Below are 18,458 nucleotides of genomic sequence, written 5' to 3'. Positions count from 1 at the left end.
CAATACTCCTTAATCGCTAAATCGGCTGTTTGACAGCTTCAACCCTGCACGACGCAGGTGGCCAGGTGCGCGGCAAGCGCATCCCAGGCAATGCTTTGTTGTTCGCCCTGGCCACGCAGGGGTTTGAAACCTACCACTTGTTGGGCCAGTTCGTCGTCACCGAGGATCAATGCGTACAGCGCACCGCTCTTGTCGGCCTTCTTGAATTGGCTCTTGAAGCTGCCGGCGCCGGCATTGATCTGCAAGCGCAGGTTGGGTAGCTGGTCACGGATCCGCTCGCTCAACGACAAGGCGGCCAGTTCGGCGGCCTCGCCAAAGGCGCACAGGTATACGTCGACCTGGCGGGAAAGCTCTTCAGGCACTTTATCCAGAGCTTCAAGCATCAGTACCAAACGTTCGATGCCCATGGCAAAGCCCACGCCCGGGGTCGGCTTGCCGCCCATCTGCTCCACCAGCCCGTCGTAGCGACCACCGGCACACACGGTGCCCTGGGCGCCGAGCTTGTCGGTGACCCACTCGAAGACGGTCTTGCTGTAGTAATCCAGGCCCCGGACCAACTTGGGGTTGATCACATAAGGAATGCCAACGGCGTCCAGGCGTGCCTTCAACCCTTCGAAATGCGCCCGGGACTCGTCGTCGAGGTAGTCGGCCATTTTCGGCGCGTCCACCAGGATCGCTTGGGTTTCCGGGTTCTTGGTGTCCAGCACGCGCAGCGGGTTGGTCTTGAGGCGGCGCTGGCTGTCTTCGTCGAGCTTGTCGATGTGCGCGGACAGAAACTCCACCAGCGCTTCGCGATAGCGGCCACGGGACTCGCTGGTGCCCAGGCTGTTGAGCTCAAGCTTGACTGCGTCGCGCAGCCCCAGCTCGCCCCACAGGCGCCAGGTCATGACGATCAATTCGGCGTCGATGTCCGGCCCTTCGAGGTTGAACACCTCGAGACCGATCTGGTGGAACTGGCGGTACCGGCCTTTCTGCGGACGCTCGTGGCGGAACATCGGGCCGACGTACCAGAGTTTCTGCACCTGGCCCCCGCCGGTAATGCCATGCTCGAGCACTGCACGCACGCATGCCGCCGTGCCTTCGGGGCGCAAGGTCAGGGAATCGCCGTTGCGGTCGTCGAAGGTGTACATCTCTTTTTCGACGATGTCGGTCACTTCACCGATGGAGCGCTTGAACAGCTCGGTGAACTCGACGATCGGCATGCGGATCTGCCGATAACCGTAGTTATCCAGCAAACGCGCCACGGTGCCCTCGAAATAGCGCCACAGGGGCGTCTGCTCGGGCAGGATGTCGTTCATGCCACGAATGGCTTGCAGAGACTTGCTCACATGTATTCCTTAATCTTGCGACTTAACCGCGCGCGATGACCGCTGCGTCGGCTTCGACCTTTTCGGCCGCTTTCTGGCGGATCAGCTTTTCCAGCTCATCCACCAGATTGTCATTCGTCAGTTTCTGCGACGGCTTGCCATCGATGTAAATCAGGTTCGGTGTGCCGCCAGTGAGGCCGATATGGGCCTCCTTGGCTTCGCCAGGCCCGTTGACCACGCAGCCGATCACCGCGACATCCAGCGGCACCAGCAAATCTTCAAGGCGCCCTTCCAGCTCGTTCATGGTCTTGACCACATCGAAGTTCTGCCGCGAGCAGCTCGGGCAGGCGATGAAGTTGATGCCGCGCGAACGCAGGTGCAGGGACTTGAGGATGTCGTAGCCGACTTTCACTTCCTCGACCGGGTCAGCCGCCAGCGAGATGCGGATGGTATCGCCAATCCCTTCGGCGAGCAGCATACCGAGGCCGACGGCGGATTTCACCGTACCCGAACGCAACCCACCGGCTTCGGTGATGCCCAGGTGCAGCGGCTGGACGATTTCCTTGGCCAGCAGGCGGTAGGCTTCGACGGCCATGAACACATCGGACGCCTTTACGCTGACCTTGAAGTCCTGGAAATTCAGGCGTTCGAGGTGCTCCACATGGCGCAGGGCCGACTCCACCAGCGCGGCTGGGGTCGGTTCGCCGTATTTTTTCTGCAGGTCTTTTTCCAGGGAGCCAGCGTTGACGCCGATGCGGATCGGAATGCCGCGATCACGGGCGGCATCCACCACGGCCCGCACACGGTCTTCGCGACCGATGTTGCCGGGGTTGATGCGCAGGCAATCGACGCCCAATTCGGCCACGCGCAGGGCGATGCGGTAGTCGAAGTGGATATCGGCCACCAAGGGGACCTTGACCAGTTGCTTGATCTTGCCGAATGCCTCGGCGGCGTCCATATCCGGCACGGACACGCGCACGATGTCGACGCCGGCGGCTTCCAGGCGGTTGATCTGCGCGACCGTGGCGGCCACGTCATTGGTGTCGCTGTTGGTCATGCTCTGCACAGCGATTGGCGCATCGCCGCCCACGGGCACGTTACCGACCCAGATTTTCCGGGACTCGCGACGCTTGATTGGAGATTCGCCGTGCATGACTTATTGACCCAATTTCAGGCGAGCGGTCTCGCCACTGGTGAACGGAGCCACATCGACCGGCTGGCCGTTGTAGCTGACCTGCGCGCCACGGGCATAACCCAGGCGTACGGCAAACGGTGGCTTGCCGTTGACTGAGGTGCTGTCGCCCTTGCGCTTGAGGCCACTGAACAACACCTTGCCGTTGCCGTCGGTGATCTGCGTCCAGCAATCGGCGGTGAACTGAATCTGTACCTGGCCGTCGCCCGGTGCGGGGGCCTGAGCGGTTGGAGCAACCGGCGCCGCCGGCACCGTTGGAGCCGCCACGGTCGGCGCGGGCGTGACAGGGGCCGGAGCTGCCGGGGCTGCTGGTGCCGCCGGAGCGCTGCCAGCCTGGACCGGCGCGGTCGGTGCGGGCGCAGTGGCTGGGGCCGTTGGAGCGGCTGATTCGGTACCCGCGGCGGCACCGGTCTCGCCATTGTCAGGGCCTTGCGGCAGGGCCAGGGCGGTTTCGCCTTCGGCCTGGCCTTCGACGACGGCCTGGTCTTCCGGTTCGTCCAGCGGATGGATCTGGGTCGTGCCGTCGGCGCCTTCGACTTCGACGTGCTCGGGGTTCATGGCAACCGGCTCCTTGCCACGCAAGGAAGCCTGGTCTTGCCACCAGACAAAACCACCACCAATCACCGCAATCAGCAGCAACAGACTGACGATTCGCAAAATGGTGTGGGAAACGCGAACCGGCTCCTCGATACGACCCAGGCTGTGCACGCTGCTGCCCTGGGCATCGGAACCGGTGTATTGATCGAATTGCTGGACCAGCGTGGTCTGGTCCATGCCAAGCAGTTTGGCATAGGCGCGGATATAGCCCCGGGCAAAGGTATGCCCTGGCAATTTGTCGAACGCGCCTGCTTCCAGGTTGCTCAGGGAAGTCACGGTGAGGTTGAGCTTGAGGGCCACTTCGGCCAGCGACCAACCATTGCTTTCGCGGGCTTGACGCAGGGTCTCACCGGGATTTACGCGAGTCGCTGCTACAACTTCGGGATGCGCCGCTTTCATCATTGCTCCGACAGGTATTGCTGATATTCCGGCGTACCGGGATAAAGTCTTTTGAGTTGCAGGCCGTAGCTTGCGGCCTTGTCGCGATCTTCAAACACATGTGCCAGCCGAACGCCGAGCAATAGACTACGTGCATTTTGCTCGCTGAGCAGGCTAAAACGCTCGTAATAGTCGCGCGCGGGCACATAATGCCTGTCTTCGTAGGACAACTCAGCCATTTCCAGCAACGCACGGGGTTGTTGGCGGTTGAGCCGCAGCGCTTTTTCCAACTGCTGGCGGGCCAGGTCGCGCTGGCCGAGTTTCGCGGCGGTCATGCCGAGGTTCTCGAAGACCCGTGAGCGCTCGGGGTAAAGGGTATCGGCGGCGGCTTGCTCGAAACGTTCGTAGGCGTCCTTGTAGCGGGCCTGTTCGTAGAGAAAACTGCCGTAATTGTTCAGGATCCGGGCATCTTGCGGCTGGGCCGACAGCGCCTTGCGAAAATGCTCGTCAGCCAGTTCCGGCTCCAGCTCCGCCTGGAACACCAACGCCAGCGCCGCGTTGGCATCGGCGTCGGAGCTGTCCAGTTCCAGGGCTTTCTTGAGAGGCACCTTGGCCCGCTCGGTCATGCCCTGCTGCAAGTAGCCAATGCCCAACTGCACATAGGCTTCGCGCGCCTCGTCGCGCCCTTTGCTGGTCTTCATCGGGTTGTAGTCACCCGACAGGACACAACCGGAGCAGAGTCCGGCCAACAGCAACAGCAGCGCGAAGCGCAGGGACATAGAGTTCCTCTCTTAGTGACTGTTCGCAGCGTTCTGCGCGACTTCGTCGGCGGCGTTCAATTCGCGCACGGCGATGTAGCGTTCGCTGCGACGGGTGCGATCCAGCACCTGTCCAACCAATTGGCCACACGCGGCGTCGATGTCTTCGCCGCGGGTGGTGCGCACGGTGACGTTGAAGCCAGCGTGGTGGAGCTGATCCTGGAAGCGACGAATCGCGTTGTTGCTCGGACGCTCGTAACCGGAATGCGGGAACGGGTTGAAGGGGATCAGGTTGATCTTGCACGGAATGTTCTTGAGCAGCTCGATCATCTCGACCGCGTGTTCAACCTTGTCGTTCACGTCCTTGAGCAGGGTGTACTCGATGGTCAGCACGCGTTTTTCGCCCAGGGACGACATGTAGCGCTGGCACGACTCGAGCAGCATCTTAAGCGGATATTTCTTGTTGATCGGCACCAATTGGTTACGCAATGCGTCATTGGGTGCGTGCAGCGACAACGCCAGGGAGACGTCGATGTGCTTGGCCAGCTCATCGATCATCGGCACCACACCGGAGGTGGACAGGGTCACGCGGCGCTTGGAAATGCCGTAGCCCAGGTCATCCATCATCAGGTGCATGGCGGAGACGACGTTGTCGAAGTTCAGCAGCGGCTCACCCATGCCCATCATCACCACGTTGGTGATGGCACGGTCGACGGTCGCCGGGACGCTGCCAAAGGATTTGTTGGCAATCCACACCTGGCCGATCACTTCGGCGGCGGTGAGGTTGCTGTTGAAGCCTTGCTTGCCGGTGGAGCAGAAACTGCAATCCAGGGCACAGCCTGCCTGGGACGAAACGCACAAGGTGCCGCGCTTGCCCTGGGGAATGTAGACGGTCTCGACGCAGCTGCCGGAAGCCACGCGCACTACCCATTTACGGGTGCCGTCGCTGGAGATGTCCTGGCTGACCACTTCGGGACCGCGAATCTCGGCAACAGCCTTGAGCTTTTCGCGCAGGGCCTTGCCGACATTCGTCATGGCGTCGAAATCGTCGACGCCAAAGTGGTGAATCCATTTCATTACCTGGCCGGCACGGAAACGCTTCTCCCCGATCGAGTCGAAGAATTTCTCCATTTCCGGCTGGGTCAGGCCCAACAGGTTGGTTTTGCCGTTCGATGTAGTCATGGATTCACCTTCACTCAAAAGCCTGGGCTTAGCGAGTGGTTACTTCAGTAGCGGAGAAAAAGTAAGCGATTTCGCGAGCAGCGGCAGCTTCGGAGTCCGAACCGTGGACGGCGTTGGCGTCGATGGATTCAGCGAAGTCAGCACGGATGGTGCCGGCAGCAGCTTCTTTAGGGTTGGTAGCGCCCATCAGCTCACGGTTGCGAGCGATGGCGTTTTCGCCTTCCAGCACCTGAACGACAACCGGACCGGAAGTCATGAAAGCAACCAGCTCACCGAAGAAACCGCGCTCGCTGTGCTCAGCGTAGAAGCCTTCGGCTTCGGCTTTGGACAGTTGCTTCATTTTCGAAGCTACAACGCGCAGGCCAGCGTCTTCGAAGCGGGTAACGATCTTGCCGATCACGTTTTTAGCAACGGCGTCAGGCTTGATGATGGAGAAAGTACGTTGAACAGCCATGGTGTAACTCCAGAAACGGTAATTTACGAAAAATTAAACCCGCGAATTATACGCGGGTTCTTAGGTATTGCCTAACCTGCGAAGCGATCAGTCCAATTCGGCGGCCCAGAGCTCCTGAACCGCTTCCAACACCTTCTCGCCGACTCGGCCAGAGGTGGCATCGAAGCCAGGCAGCTCCAGGATCATCTGCTGCAGACGGACGAAACCTACAGAGTACGGATCGAGGCCCTCATGGGCTTCAGCCAATTCTTCTGCGATGCGCTGTACATCATTCCAACCATAGCTCATGACAGTGTCACCATCAGTGCGGCGCTTCGGCCGCATGGTTAAGCGAATATTTCGGGATTTCGACGGTCAGGTCTTCGGTGCCGACGATAACCTGGCAACCCAGGCGCGATTGCGCTTCCAGTCCCCAGGCCCGATCAAGGAAGTCTTCCTCCAGTTCGTCCGCCTCTTCCAGCGAGTCGAAGCCTTCGCGAATGATGCAATGGCAGGTCGTGCAAGCACAGACGCCGCCACAGGCACTTTCCATCTCGATATGGTGCTCATGGGCCAGCTCGAGAATGGAGATTCCGGGCTCAGCCTCTACGACCATGCCCTCCGGACAGAACTTCTCGTGGGGCAGAAAAATCACCTGCGGCATCAGTTATTCCTCGATTTCATTCAGGTTGCGCCCCGCCAGGGCGGCTTTCACCGTCGAGTCCAGGCGGCGGGCAGCAAAGGCATCGGTGACTTGCGACAGACGCTTGGTCTGCTGCTCGATGGCATAACCATCGGTGCCTTTGAGCAATTCGGACAATTCCTGCACTTGCAGCTCGATGACCATGCGTTCCTCGGCGTCGAGCAAACGGTCGCCATCCGCTTCAAGGGCGGCTTGCACGGCTTCGATCAGACGCTGGCCGTCGACTTGCTGTTCACGCAACACACGGGCAACCTTGTCGTCGCTGGCGTGCTGGAACGAGTCCTTGAGCATCTTGGCAATTTCACCGTCGGTCAGGCCATAGGACGGCTTGACCTGGATGCTCGCCTCCACGCCCGAACCCAACTCGCGGGCGGAGACGTTGAGCAGACCGTCGGCGTCGACCTGGAAGGTCACGCGGATCTTCGCTGCACCGGCAACCATCGCCGGGATGCCGCGCAATTCGAAGCGGGCCAGGGAACGGCAGTCGCTGATCAGCTCACGCTCGCCTTGCAGCACGTGGATCATCATGGCCGACTGGCCGTCTTTATAAGTGGTGAAGTCCTGGGCGCGGGCAACCGGGATGGTAGTGTTGCGCGGAATTACCTTCTCCATCAGGCCACCCATGGTTTCCAGCCCCAGGGACAGCGGGATTACGTCGAGCAACAGCAGCTCGCCACCGTCGCGCTTGTTGCCGGCCAGGGTGTCGGCCTGGATCGCGGCGCCGATGGCGACTACCTGGTCCGGGTCGATTTCGGTCAGCGGCTGGCGGCCGAAGGCCTCGGCAACGGCTTCACGAACCCGCGGCACTCGGGTCGAACCACCGACCATGACCACCGCTTTCACATCCTCAAGCTCCACGCCGGAATCACGCACGGCACGGCGGCAGGCCTTGAGGCTGCGGGCAACCATGGGTTCGATCAGTGCGTTGAAGGCTTCACGGGTAAGGGCGGCGCTCCAGTCGCCATAAGCGACTTCAACGGAGGCAGCGTCGGTCAAGGCTTCCTTGGCCGCGCAGGCGGTTTGCAGCAGATGGCGCTGGGCACCTGGGTCGAGGTCGGCAGAGAGGCCGGCCTGCTCGATGATCCAGCCAGCGATCGCGTGGTCGAAATCGTCCCCGCCCAGGGCGCTGTCGCCACCGGTAGCGAGGACTTCGAAGACACCGCCGGTCAGGCGCAGGATCGAAATATCGAAAGTACCGCCACCCAGGTCGTAGATCGCGACCAGGCCTTCGGCGTGCTGGTCCAGGCCGTAGGCAACGGCAGCGGCGGTCGGCTCATTGAGCAGGCGCAACACGTTGAGGCCGGCGAGCTTGGCAGCGTCCTTGGTGGCTTGGCGCTGGGCGTCGTCGAAATAGGCCGGAACGGTGATGACCGCTCCCACCAACTCACCACCCAATGCCGCTTCGGCGCGCTGGCGCAGGACCTTGAGGATGTCAGCGGAAACCTCGACCGGGCTTTTCGGCCCCTGCACGGTCTCGATGAACGGCATGTGGGACTCGCCGCCAACGAAGCGGTACGGCAGCTGTTCGCCCAATTGCTTGACGTCGGACAGACCACGACCCATCAAGCGCTTGACCGACACAATGGTGTTCAGGGGATCGCTGGCGGCGGCCAGCCTGGCCGAATCGCCTACTTCGACGCGATCGGCGTGGTAGCGCACGGCGGACGGCAGGATGACCCGCCCCTGCTCGTCGGCCAGCGGTTCGGAAAGACCGCTGCGCAAAGCAGCGACCAGGGAATTGGTGGTACCCAAGTCGATCCCGACAGCCAGGCGACGCTGGTGCGGTTGTGGACTTTGGCCGGGTTCGGCGATCTGCAGTAGGGCCATCGTAATCAGGACTTATCTGTAATCAGGCGTGCGACCGGAGCGGCACTGGGTTAATCGTCGAGGCGCTCTTCTAACTGGCGCACTTCGTGGGTGAGCTTGTCGAGGAACTGCATGCGCCGCATCAGGCGCTCGGCCTGTTCGCGTTGCGCGGCATCGTTCCAGCAGGCTGCGAAGTCTTCGTTCAGTTCTTGCTGGGCGTCTTTCAAGCGACGCTTGAATACCGCGACACCGGCCAGATCCGCGCTGTCCTGCAGGTCTTCGAGCTCTTCGCGCCATTGCATCTGCTGCAAAAGAAACTCGGGATCATGGACCGTGACCTCCAGCGGCAACTCATGGCCGCTGATAGCCAGCAGGTAGCGCGCGCGCTTGGCCGGGTTCTTGAGCGTCTGGTAAGCCTCGTTGAGGTTCGCCGACTGCTCGAGCGCCCGCCGCTGCTCCGCCTCGGAGGCATCGGCAAAGCGGTCGGGATGAACACCACGGGCCAGTTCCAGGTAACGCGCGGACAACTGATCGAGGTCCAGCTGGAAAGCAGGCTGCAACTGGAACAACGCAAAATGACAAGGAGTACCCACGAGCAGCCTCAGATGTTGAAGCTTTCGCCGCAGCCACACTCACCGCGCACGTTGGGGTTGTTGAACTTGAAGCCTTCGTTCAACCCTTCCTTGACGAAATCCAGCTCGGTGCCGTCCAGGTACGTCAGGCTCTTCGGGTCAATGATCACTTTCTGACCATGACTTTCGAATACCTGGTCCTCTTCGCCCACTTCGTCGACGAATTCCAGCACGTAGGCGAGGCCAGAGCAGCCCGTGGTGCGAACACCCAGGCGGATACCCTCGCCTTTGCCGCGCCCTGCAAGAGAACGCTGCACATGCTTAGCTGCTGCTTCTGTCATCTGGATAGCCATGGAAACTCCTTACCGTAACGCGGATCAGATCAAGCCTTTTTTCTGCTTGTAGTCGCGAACGGCGGCCTTGATGGCGTCTTCAGCGAGTACCGAGCAGTGGATCTTCACTGGCGGCAGGGCCAGTTCTTCGGCCAGCTGGGTGTTCTTGATGGTTTCGGCTTCGTCGAGGGTCTTGCCCTTCATCCACTCAGTAGCCAGGGAGCTGGACGCGATGGCCGAGCCGCAGCCATAGGTCTTGAACTTGGCATCCTCGATGATGCCTTGCTCGTTGACCTTGATCTGCAGGCGCATCACGTCGCCGCACGCCGGAGCACCGACCATGCCGGTGCCGACGTCAGGATCCTGCGCGTCCATCTTGCCGACGTTGCGCGGGTTCTCGTAGTGGTCGATGACCTTTTCGCTATATGCCATTTGCTTCAATCCTCATCAGTGGAGCCGCTCTGGTGGCGACTTCTCAGTGCGCTGCCCATTCGATTTTCGAAATGTCGACGCCGTCTTTGTACATGTCCCACAGCGGCGACAGTGCGCGCAGCTTGGTCACTGCCTCGCAGACTTTCTGCGCGGCATAATCGATTTCTTCTTCGGTGGTGAAGCGGCCGAAGGTGAAGCGGATGGAGCTGTGGGCCAGTTCGTCGTTGCGGCCCAGGGCGCGCAGTACGTACGAAGGCTCCAGCGACGCCGAGGTGCACGCCGAACCGGACGACACGGCCAGATCCTTGAGCGCCATGATCAGCGACTCACCTTCAACGTAGTTGAAGCTCAGGTTCAGGTTGTGCGGGACGCGGGCGGTCATGCTGCCATTGACGTACAGCTCTTCGAGGTGCTCGACCTGCTTGAAGAAACGATCGCTCAAGGCCTTGATGCGCACGTTTTCGGCAGCCATGTCTTCCTTGGCAACTCGGAACGCTTCGCCCATGCCGACGATCTGGTGGGTCGCCAGGGTACCGGAACGCATGCCGCGCTCGTGACCACCGCCGTGCATGGTCGCTTCGAGGCGAACACGCGGCTTGCGGCTGACGTACAGGGCGCCGATGCCTTTAGGACCGTAGGTCTTGTGGGCCGAGAACGACATCAGGTCGACTTTCAGCTTCGACAGGTCGATGTCGACCTTGCCAGTGGATTGCGCCGCGTCGACGTGGAACAGGACGCCCTTGGAACGGGTCAGCTCGCCGATGGCGGCGATGTCGTTGACGGTGCCGATTTCGTTGTTCACGTGCATGATCGAAACCAGGATGGTGTCGTCGCGCAGGGCGGCTTCGACCATGGCCGGGGTGATCAGGCCGTCTTCACCGGGCTCGATGTAGGTGACTTCGAAGCCTTCACGCTCCAGTTGACGCGTGGTGTCCAGGACAGCCTTGTGCTCGATCTTGGAGGTGATCAAGTGCTTGCCCTTGGTGTGGTAGAAATGCGCGACACCCTTGATTGCCAGGTTGTCGGATTCGGTGGCACCGGAGGTCCAGACGATCTCGCGCGGGTCGGCGTTGACCAGGTCGGCGACCTGGCGACGAGCGTTTTCGACCGATTCTTCGGCTTTCCAGCCAAACACGTGGGAGCGCGAAGCCGGGTTACCGAAGTTTCCGTCGACCAGCAGGCATTCACTCATCTTTTGCGCGACACGCGGATCAACCGGGGTGGTCGCAGAGTAATCAAGGTAAATCGGCAATTTCATGGACTCTCTCCTAAATCAGGCTGGCTGGCGTTCCGCTTGCTCTGCGGCGGTCATTCGACGGCGGACGCTTCGATCTTGTCCAGGTGCGGCGCCTTGCCATTGCAACGGCGCTGGTCCTGACGTTGGGCGACTTCTTGCACCTCACGGCGAGTTACAAGGTCGGCCAAGCTGATACCGCTCAGAAACTCGTGGATCTGCAGGCTCAAGTCACACCACAGATGGTGGGTCAGGCATGTATCGCCGCCATGGCAATCGCCCAGCCCCTGGCATTTGGTCGCATCGACCGATTCGTTCACGGCATCGATCACCTGGGCGACCTGGATGCCTTGCATCTCGCGTGACAGCTGGTAGCCGCCACCGGGACCACGAACGCTGGAAACCAGGTTGCTGCGGCGCAGCTTGGCGAACAGCTGTTCGAGGTAAGACAGGGAGATGCCCTGGCGCTCGGAGATATCGGCCAGGGACACCGGCCCGTGCTGCGCATGCAATGCCAGATCCAGCATTGCGGTCACGGCGTATCGGCCTTTTGTAGTCAGTCGCATGGACAATTACCACGGAGTTCGGAATGGGGGCGAGTATGCAATTCCCGAGTATTTAAGTCAAGTATAAGACCTAGTGCTTTACTCGGGATTACCCGCAAAAGAGCGCGCGCATGATAGCAAAGGTAGGCGGCTAACGACCAGCTATACCGCGTTACCGTTCTCCGCGAACAGGCTCGCCCCCACAGGAGATCACCGCTGTAGGCGTGGGAGCGAGCCTGCTCGCGATGAGGCCAGCAGGGTTTCAGCCAGCCTGGGTCTCATCCTTGTCCTTCACACACGCGAAGTCTTCTTCGCGCAGCTCAGGCAGGTCCTTGGCACAATAATTACTGCCCAGGTCCTTGAGGGCTCCGCACATCCCCTCCAGGCGTCCATCGACGGCCTGCAAATGGTCCAGCAGCTGGTTGATGGCGCGGGCGACCGGGTCGGGCATGTCTTCGCCGACACCGTAGGCGTCGAAGCCGATCTTTTCGGCCATGGCTTTGCGCCGTGCGTCCTGCTCTTCATCCGATTTGACGATGATCCGCCCCGGAATACCCACCACGGTCGCGCCAGGCGGCACGGCCTTGGTAACCACGGCGTTGGAACCGACCTTCGCCCCCGCCCCTACCGTGAACGGCCCGAGCACCTTGGCGCCGGCACCGACGACGACGCCGTCCTCCAGCGTTGGGTGGCGCTTGCCTTTGTTCCAGCTGGTGCCGCCGAGGGTCACACCCTGGTACAGCGTCACGTCGTCGCCGATCTCGGCGGTCTCGCCAATGACGATGCCCATGCCATGGTCAATGAAGAACCGGCGACCGACCTTGGCGCCCGGATGGATCTCGATCCCGGTCAGCCAGCGGCCGAAGTTCGAGACCAGCCGCGCCAGCCATTTCCAACCCATGTTCCACAAGGCGCCGGACAGGCGATGGATCCAGATGGCGTGCATCCCCGGGTAGCAGGTCAATACTTCAAAGGCATTGCGCGCCGCCGGGTCACGATGAAAGACGCTCTGGATATCTTCACGCAAACGTTCGAACATTTTATTCCTTCCGCTTAATCAGCTCGCCACGGGCCGCTTTCTGGGTTTCCGTGAGGATGCCGCGCAATATATTCATTTCCGCCCGGCTCACCGAGCTTCGTCCGTACAACCGACGCAGGCGCGCCATCAAGTGTCGAGGCTTGTCCGGGTCGAGGAATTCGATGTCCACCAGGGCTTGTTCCAGGTGCTCATAGAATCGCTCCAGTTCGTCCATGGTCGCCAGTGTCTCACTGCGCGGCGACGTCGCCTCGAATTTTTCCACCTTGCTGGGCTGGCCTTCGGCTTGCAGCCAGGCCATGCGCACTTCATAGCTCAACACCTGCACCGCCGCCCCAAGGTTCAGCGAGCTGAATCCAGGGTCGGAAGGGATATGCACGTGATAATGACATCGCTGCAGTTCTTCGTTGGTGAGGCCGGAATCTTCTCGGCCGAACACCAAAGCGATCTGCACGCCCTGCCCCGCCTCCTCGACCACTTTGGTGCCGCATTCGCGGGGATCGAGCAGCGGCCACGGGATACGCCGATCACGGGCGCTGGTGCCGAGCACCAGGTTGCAACCCACCAGGGCGTCTTCCAACGTGGCGACGACCTCGGCATTGGCCAGGATGTCGTTGGCGCCGGATGCCCGGGCATCGGCTTCGTGATGGGGAAACGAACGGGGCTCGACCAGCACCAGCCGCGACAGGCCCATGTTCTTCATGGCCCGCGCAGCTCCGCCGATATTTCCCGGATGGCTGGTATTGACCAGGACGACACGAATGTTCTGCAACAAGGGAGGCGCTCTCGAACACATAAAAGGGAGCAAATCTTACCTAAGCACCTACCGTTAAGCTATGAAAGCGAACACCAACCTTCTCCTGAGAAAACTTTCTGATAGAATGCGCGGCTTTCTTTAACAACCTTAGGTGACACATCCATGCAGCCCATGCTGAATATCGCGCTGCGCGCCGCCCGCAGCGCCAGTGAACTGATCTTCCGCTCCATCGAGCGCCTGGATACCATCAAGGTCGATGAAAAAGACGCCAAGGACTACGTGTCCGAGGTCGATCGCGCCGCCGAACAGAAAATCGTCGACGCCCTGCGCAAGGCTTACCCGAACCACTCTATCCGCGGTGAAGAGACCGGCATGCACGCCGGTACCGGCATCGAAGGCGAAGAGTACCTGTGGATCATCGATCCGCTGGACGGCACCACCAACTTCCTGCGCGGCATCCCCCACTTCGCTGTCAGCATCGCCTGCAAATACCGTGGCCGCCTGGAACACGCCGTCGTGCTGGACCCGGTTCGCCAGGAAGAATTCACCGCCAGCCGTGGCCGTGGCGCCCAGTTGAACGGTCGTCGCCTGCGCGTCAGCGGCCGCACCAGCCTGGACGGCGCCCTGCTGGGTACCGGCTTCCCGTTCCGTGACGACCAGATGGACAACCTGGACAACTACCTGGGCATGTTCCGTGCCCTGGTCGGCCAGACCGCCGGCATCCGCCGCGCCGGTGCCGCCAGCCTGGACCTCGCTTATGTCGCGGCCGGTCGTTTCGATGCGTTCTGGGAGTCGGGCCTGTCAGAGTGGGACATGGCAGCAGGCGCTCTGCTGATCCAGGAAGCGGGTGGCTTGGTGAGCGACTTCACTGGCGGCCATGACTTCCTTGAAAAAGGCCACATCGTTGCTGGCAACACCAAATGCTTCAAGGCTGTGCTGACGGCGATCCAGCCACACCTGCCGGCCTCGCTGAAGCGCTAAGCCGCTTGGCTCAATAGAAGCACCCTTCGGGGTGCTTTTTTTTGCCTGTTCAAACCACTCTGTTCAGATGTGAACACTCCGTGGCGAGGGAGCTTGCTCCCGCTCGGCCGGGCTGGCGCTCCAGTGCGCAGCGACCGCAAGATCTTGGGCCTGCTGCGCAGCCCAGCGGGAGCAAGCTCCCTCGCCACAGGTTTATCTGGAATATGAATGCAGCTTTCGCGAGCAGGCTCGCTCTCACAGAGGATATGGGATGGGCATAAAATGTGGGCGCAAAAAAAGCACCCCGAAGGGTGCTTTTTCATAGCGGTTGGATCACTGGGCCGGTTCGTTCTGGCCCAGGATCAGTTGGCCTTCCTTGCTAACCGGGATCTGGTTGCCCGGGTCGCGGTCCATGCGGACTTTTCCTTCCTTGCCGTCGAGCATGTAGCGGACGTCGTAGCCGACCACCTTGTCGCTGATGTCATTGACCGTGTTGCAGCGAGTTTGGGTGGTAGTGTACGTGTCGCGTTCTTGCATGCCTTCCTGGATCTTGTTACCGGCATAACCACCGCCGGCCGCACCCGCCACCGTGGCGATTTTCTTGCCGGTGCCGCCGCCGATCTGGTTGCCCAACAGGCCACCGGCCACAGCACCGAGCACGGTGCCAGCGATCTGGTGTTGGTCCTGGACGGGCTTCTGCCGAGTCACGGTGACGTCCTTGCACACTTCACGCGGAGTCTTGATCTGGGTCTTGACCGGTTCCACGGCCAGTACTTGCGCGTACTCAGGGCCACTTTTTACCAAGCTGTAGGTGGCGACCGCACCACCGGCTGTTACACCGACAGCACCCAATACCGCACCAACCAGCATCGATTTGTTCACTTGAACCTCCTGACCATCACAAGCGGAATAATCCGCGCTTCTCCCAGCCTTGGAGCATAAAAAAAGGCGCGAGTTCAACTCGCGCCTTCTCAGCGGTGACGGACGGAAAACCGAGCCTTACGGGCGGTCGTCCACCTCGGTCTCCGTAGCGGCCGGAGGAATCAGATCCTCGGTGCTCAGGTTCAGCCAGATCAACACCACGTTGGCGATGTAGATAGAGGAGTAGGTACCCGCCATCACACCGATGAACAACGCGATGGAGAAACCGAACAGGTTGTCGCCACCAAAGAACAGCAGCGCGGCAATCGCCAACAAGGTGGAGATCGACGTCGCCATGGTCCGCAACAGGGTCTGGGTGGTCGAGATGTTGATGTTCTCGATCAAGGACGCCTTGCGCAGCACACGGAAGTTCTCACGCACCCGGTCGAACACCACGATGGTGTCGTTGAGCGAGTAACCGATGATCGCCAGCACCGCCGCCAATACCGTCAGGTCGAAGGTGATCTGGAAGAACGACAGGATGCCCACGGTCACGATCACGTCGTGGATCAGCGAGACAATGGCGCCCACCGCGAACTTCCACTGGAAGCGGAAAGCCAGGTAGAGCATCACGCCGCCCAACGCCAACAGCATGCCGAGGCCGCCCTGGTCGCGCAGTTCTTCACCCACTTGCGGGCCGACGAACTCGACGCGCTTGACCACCGCCGGGTTGTCGCCACCAGCCTTCTGCAAGGCATCCGCTACGCGCTGGCCCAGTTGCGGGTCTTCACCCGGCATGCGCACCAGCAAATCAGTGGTGGCGCCAAAGCTCTGCACCACGGCGTCGCTGTAGCCCGAGGTCGCCAGTTGCTCACGCACCTTGGTGACATCGGCCGGACGTTCGTAGGTCAGCTCGATGAGCGTACCGCCGGTGAAGTCCAAGCCGTAGTTCAGGCCCTTGGTGGCCCAGCTGAACAACGCCAGGGCCGTAAGAAACAATGTGACGCCGAACGCAATGTTGCGGACGCCCATGAAGTTGATTGTACGTAACATGTCAGCCCCTTAAATCCACAACTTCTTGACGTCACGGCCACCATAAATCAGGTTGACCATTGCACGGGTCACCAGAATGGCTGTGAACATCGAGGTAAAGATCCCGAGGGACATGGTCACTGCGAAGCCTTTGACCGGGCCGGTGCCCATGGCAAAGAGAATCCCGCCGACCAGCAACGTGGTCAGGTTGGAGTCGATAATCGCAGTGAATGCGCGGCCGAAGCCTTCGTTGATTGCCCGCTGGATCGACATGCCCGCGGCGATCTCTTCACGTATCCGCGAGAAGATCAGCACGTTGGCGTCCACCGCCATGCCCATGGTCAAGACGATACCGGCGATACCCGGCAGGGTCAGCGTGGCGCCCAGCAAGGACATCAGGGCCAGCAGCAGCACCATGTTCACCGCCAGCGCAACCGTGGCGATCAAGCCGAAGAAGCGGTAGATGGCGATGATGAACAGCGACACGAACAGCATGCCCCACAGGGATGCATCGACACCCTTGGTGATGTTGTCGGCGCCCAGGCTCGGGCCGATGGTGCGTTCTTCAGCGAAGTACATCGGCGCGGCCAGGCCACCGGCACGCAGCAGCAGGGCCAGTTCCGAGGACTCGCCCTGGCCGTTCAGGCCGGTGATGCGGAATTGGCTGCCCAGCGGCGACTGGATGGTCGCCAGGCTGATGATTTTCTTCTCTTCCTTGAAGGTCTGGACCGGTACGTCTTTTTCGACGCCGTTGACCACTTGCTTGGTGTAGGTGGTGGTCGGCTTCTGCTCGATGAAGATCACCGCCATGCTGCGACCGACGTTGCTGCGCGTGGCGCGGCTCATCAGTTCGCCGCCGTGGCCGTCGAGGCGAATGTTCACCTGCGGACGACCTTGCTCGTCGAAGCCCGCCTGGGCATCGGTCACCTGGTCACCGGTGATGATCAGGCCACGCTCGATCTGCGCCGCCGGACGGCCGCCCTCACGGAACTCGAAGCTCTCGGAAGTGGCCTTGGATGCACCCGGCTCAGCGGCCAGGCGGAATTCCAGGTTGGCGGTCTTACCGAGGATACGCTTGGCTTCGGCCGTGTCCTGCACGCCCGGCAGCTCGACCACGATGCGGTTGGCGCCCTGGCGCTGCACGATCGGCTCAGCCACACCCAGCTCGTTGACGCGGTTACGGACCGTGGTCAAGTTCTGCTTGATGGAGTATTCGCGGATTTCCGCCAGCTTGGCCGGGGTCATCGCCAGACGCAGCACCGGTTGGCCATTGAGGTCGGCCGGCACAATGTCGAAATCGTTGAAATTCTTGCGGACCAGCGCACGGGCCTGTTCGCGGGTATCTTCATCACTGAAGCCCAGCTGAATGGCACCTTCGAACTGCGGCAGGCTGCGATAGCGCACGCGCTCTTTGCGCAACAGGCTCTTGACGTCGCCTTCGTAGACTTTCAGGCGTGCGTCGAGGGCTTTTTCCATGTCCACTTCCAGCAGGAAGTGCACACCACCGGACAAGTCCAGGCCCAGCTTCATTGGGTGGGCGCCGAGATTGCGCAGCCATTGTGGGGTGGTCTGGGCCAGGTTCAGGGCTACAACGTAATCGTCGCCCAACGCCTTGCGCACCACGTCCTTGGCCGGCAACTGGTCTTCAGACTTGACCAGGCGCAACAGGCCGCCCTTGCCGTTTTCGGCGATGGACGCAGCCTTGACCTCGATATTGGACGCCTTGAGCGCAGCGCTCGCGCGGTCCAGATCGGCCTGGGTGACCTGCAGCGCAGTGCTTGCGCCACTGACCTGAATGGCCGGGTCATCCGGGTAAAGATTGGGAGCGGAATAAATCAGACCGACCGCCAGCACCGCCAGGATCAGTAGGTATTTCCACAGAGGGTATTTGTTCAGCATCACGCCGCCCGCTTATGACGCGGGGCGCCTTGCGCGCCCCGTCGATTGAAGAGAAGTTGTTACTTAGATCGCTTTCAGCGTGCCTTTTGGCAGCGTGGCCGCGATGGCGCCCTTCTGGAACTTCATTTCAACCGTGTCGGACACTTCCAGTACCACGAAGTCATCGGCCACTTTGGTGATCTTGCCGGCGATGCCGCCGGTGGTGACCACTTCATCACCTTTTTGCAGGCTGCTGAGCAGGTTCTTCTGCTCTTTGGCGCGCTTGGCCTGTGGACGCCAGATCATCAGGTAGAAGATGACCAGGAAGCCGACCAGGAAAATCCACTCGAAACCGCCACCCATTGGCGCAGCTGCAGGTGCAGCGGCATCGGCCATGGCGTTAGAGATAAAAAAGCTCATTTAGCACTCCAGTTGCAAGTATTGAATCTAGGGATCGGAAAAC

The 18,458-nt window shown here is 60.9% G+C and carries 21 protein-coding genes; 1 reads left to right on the top strand and 20 read right to left on the bottom strand.

Annotated features, from left to right (window positions below; genetic code table 11):
- Positions 1–38: 38 nt before the first annotated feature.
- From hisS to trmJ, 16 genes are all read right to left on the bottom strand, one after another.
- Entirely contained in the window at positions 39–1,328 is a 1,290-nt protein-coding gene (gene hisS, locus J3P92_RS05445) for a histidine--tRNA ligase (protein WP_434562435.1), read from the bottom strand.
- A gap of 22 nt (positions 1,329–1,350) precedes the next feature.
- The gene (gene ispG / locus J3P92_RS05440; RefSeq protein ID WP_325717643.1) at positions 1,351–2,460 is read right to left on the bottom strand and encodes a flavodoxin-dependent (E)-4-hydroxy-3-methylbut-2-enyl-diphosphate synthase; all 1,110 of its coding nucleotides are present in this window, start codon (positions 2,458–2,460) and stop codon (positions 1,351–1,353) included.
- 3 nt (positions 2,461–2,463) lie between these two features.
- Positions 2,464–3,495, bottom strand: coding sequence for a RodZ domain-containing protein (locus J3P92_RS05435; protein WP_434609714.1), 1,032 nt, complete (start codon positions 3,493–3,495; stop codon positions 2,464–2,466).
- Complete coding sequence (pilW, locus tag J3P92_RS05430) at positions 3,495–4,253, bottom strand: type IV pilus biogenesis/stability protein PilW (RefSeq protein WP_434609712.1); 759 nt, start codon at positions 4,251–4,253, stop codon at positions 3,495–3,497. Before pilW ends, J3P92_RS05435 begins: the two co-directional genes overlap by 1 nt.
- 12 nt (positions 4,254–4,265) lie before the next feature.
- A complete protein-coding gene (gene rlmN / locus J3P92_RS05425; RefSeq protein ID WP_420764153.1) occupies positions 4,266–5,414 on the bottom strand; it encodes a 23S rRNA (adenine(2503)-C(2))-methyltransferase RlmN in 1,149 nt (382 codons plus the stop codon).
- 28 nt (positions 5,415–5,442) lie between these two features.
- The gene (gene ndk, locus J3P92_RS05420; RefSeq protein ID WP_042727994.1) at positions 5,443–5,868 is read right to left on the bottom strand and encodes a nucleoside-diphosphate kinase; all 426 of its coding nucleotides are present in this window, start codon (positions 5,866–5,868) and stop codon (positions 5,443–5,445) included.
- A gap of 87 nt (positions 5,869–5,955) precedes the next feature.
- A complete protein-coding gene (iscX, locus tag J3P92_RS05415; RefSeq protein WP_305498989.1) occupies positions 5,956–6,156 on the bottom strand; it encodes a Fe-S cluster assembly protein IscX in 201 nt (66 codons plus the stop codon).
- 13 nt (positions 6,157–6,169) lie between these two features.
- Entirely contained in the window at positions 6,170–6,511 is a 342-nt protein-coding gene (gene fdx, locus J3P92_RS05410; RefSeq protein ID WP_420764152.1) for an ISC system 2Fe-2S type ferredoxin, read from the bottom strand.
- Positions 6,512–6,514: 3 nt separating this feature from the next.
- Positions 6,515–8,377 carry a Fe-S protein assembly chaperone HscA gene (gene hscA / locus J3P92_RS05405; RefSeq protein WP_434562429.1) on the bottom strand — a complete coding sequence of 621 codons (1,863 nt, stop codon included), beginning with the start codon at positions 8,375–8,377 and terminating at the stop codon, positions 6,515–6,517.
- A gap of 50 nt (positions 8,378–8,427) precedes the next feature.
- A complete protein-coding gene (gene hscB / locus J3P92_RS05400) occupies positions 8,428–8,949 on the bottom strand; it encodes a co-chaperone HscB (protein ID WP_420764150.1) in 522 nt (173 codons plus the stop codon).
- 8 nt (positions 8,950–8,957) lie between these two features.
- On the bottom strand, positions 8,958–9,281 hold the full coding sequence (gene iscA / locus J3P92_RS05395) for an iron-sulfur cluster assembly protein IscA (protein ID WP_420764149.1): 324 nt from the start codon (positions 9,279–9,281) through the stop codon (positions 8,958–8,960).
- A gap of 24 nt (positions 9,282–9,305) precedes the next feature.
- Positions 9,306–9,692, bottom strand: coding sequence for a Fe-S cluster assembly scaffold IscU (iscU, locus tag J3P92_RS05390; protein ID WP_003185157.1), 387 nt, complete (start codon positions 9,690–9,692; stop codon positions 9,306–9,308).
- 43 nt (positions 9,693–9,735) lie between these two features.
- Positions 9,736–10,950 carry an IscS subfamily cysteine desulfurase gene (locus J3P92_RS05385; protein ID WP_030139598.1) on the bottom strand — a complete coding sequence of 405 codons (1,215 nt, stop codon included), beginning with the start codon at positions 10,948–10,950 and terminating at the stop codon, positions 9,736–9,738.
- A gap of 50 nt (positions 10,951–11,000) precedes the next feature.
- The gene (gene iscR, locus J3P92_RS05380) at positions 11,001–11,492 is read right to left on the bottom strand and encodes a Fe-S cluster assembly transcriptional regulator IscR (RefSeq protein ID WP_030139599.1); all 492 of its coding nucleotides are present in this window, start codon (positions 11,490–11,492) and stop codon (positions 11,001–11,003) included.
- 241 nt (positions 11,493–11,733) lie between these two features.
- Positions 11,734–12,510 (bottom strand): serine O-acetyltransferase, encoded by a 777-nt coding sequence (cysE, locus tag J3P92_RS05375; protein ID WP_434562427.1) that lies wholly within the window; start codon positions 12,508–12,510, stop codon positions 11,734–11,736.
- A gap of 1 nt (position 12,511) precedes the next feature.
- On the bottom strand, positions 12,512–13,282 hold the full coding sequence (trmJ, locus tag J3P92_RS05370) for a tRNA (cytosine(32)/uridine(32)-2'-O)-methyltransferase TrmJ (protein WP_434609706.1): 771 nt from the start codon (positions 13,280–13,282) through the stop codon (positions 12,512–12,514).
- Between the two features lie 144 nt (positions 13,283–13,426).
- Here trmJ and suhB point away from each other — a divergent pair, with 144 nt between their 5' ends.
- Positions 13,427–14,245 carry a type III secretion system regulator SuhB gene (gene suhB / locus J3P92_RS05365; RefSeq protein WP_039592127.1) on the top strand — a complete coding sequence of 273 codons (819 nt, stop codon included), beginning with the start codon at positions 13,427–13,429 and terminating at the stop codon, positions 14,243–14,245.
- Between the two features lie 312 nt (positions 14,246–14,557).
- Here suhB and J3P92_RS05360 read toward each other — a convergent pair whose 3' ends face one another.
- From J3P92_RS05360 to yajC, 4 genes are all read right to left on the bottom strand, one after another.
- Positions 14,558–15,106: a glycine zipper 2TM domain-containing protein gene (locus J3P92_RS05360; protein WP_014336691.1), complete on the bottom strand. Its 549-nt coding sequence runs from the start codon at positions 15,104–15,106 to the stop codon at positions 14,558–14,560.
- Positions 15,107–15,223: 117 nt separating this feature from the next.
- On the bottom strand, positions 15,224–16,138 hold the full coding sequence (gene secF, locus J3P92_RS05355) for a protein translocase subunit SecF (RefSeq protein WP_434650060.1): 915 nt from the start codon (positions 16,136–16,138) through the stop codon (positions 15,224–15,226).
- A 9-nt stretch (positions 16,139–16,147) separates the two neighbouring features.
- Positions 16,148–18,016, bottom strand: coding sequence for a protein translocase subunit SecD (gene secD / locus J3P92_RS05350; RefSeq protein ID WP_420764144.1), 1,869 nt, complete (start codon positions 18,014–18,016; stop codon positions 16,148–16,150).
- A gap of 63 nt (positions 18,017–18,079) precedes the next feature.
- Positions 18,080–18,415 carry a preprotein translocase subunit YajC gene (gene yajC, locus J3P92_RS05345; RefSeq protein WP_007956696.1) on the bottom strand — a complete coding sequence of 112 codons (336 nt, stop codon included), beginning with the start codon at positions 18,413–18,415 and terminating at the stop codon, positions 18,080–18,082.
- Positions 18,416–18,458: the final 43 nt, after the last annotated feature.

The sequence above is a fragment of the Pseudomonas sp. D3-27 genome, assembly GCF_051132165.1.
Lineage (GTDB): Bacteria > Pseudomonadota > Gammaproteobacteria > Pseudomonadales > Pseudomonadaceae > Aquipseudomonas.
This window is presented reverse-complemented; position numbering and strand designations above follow the sequence as displayed.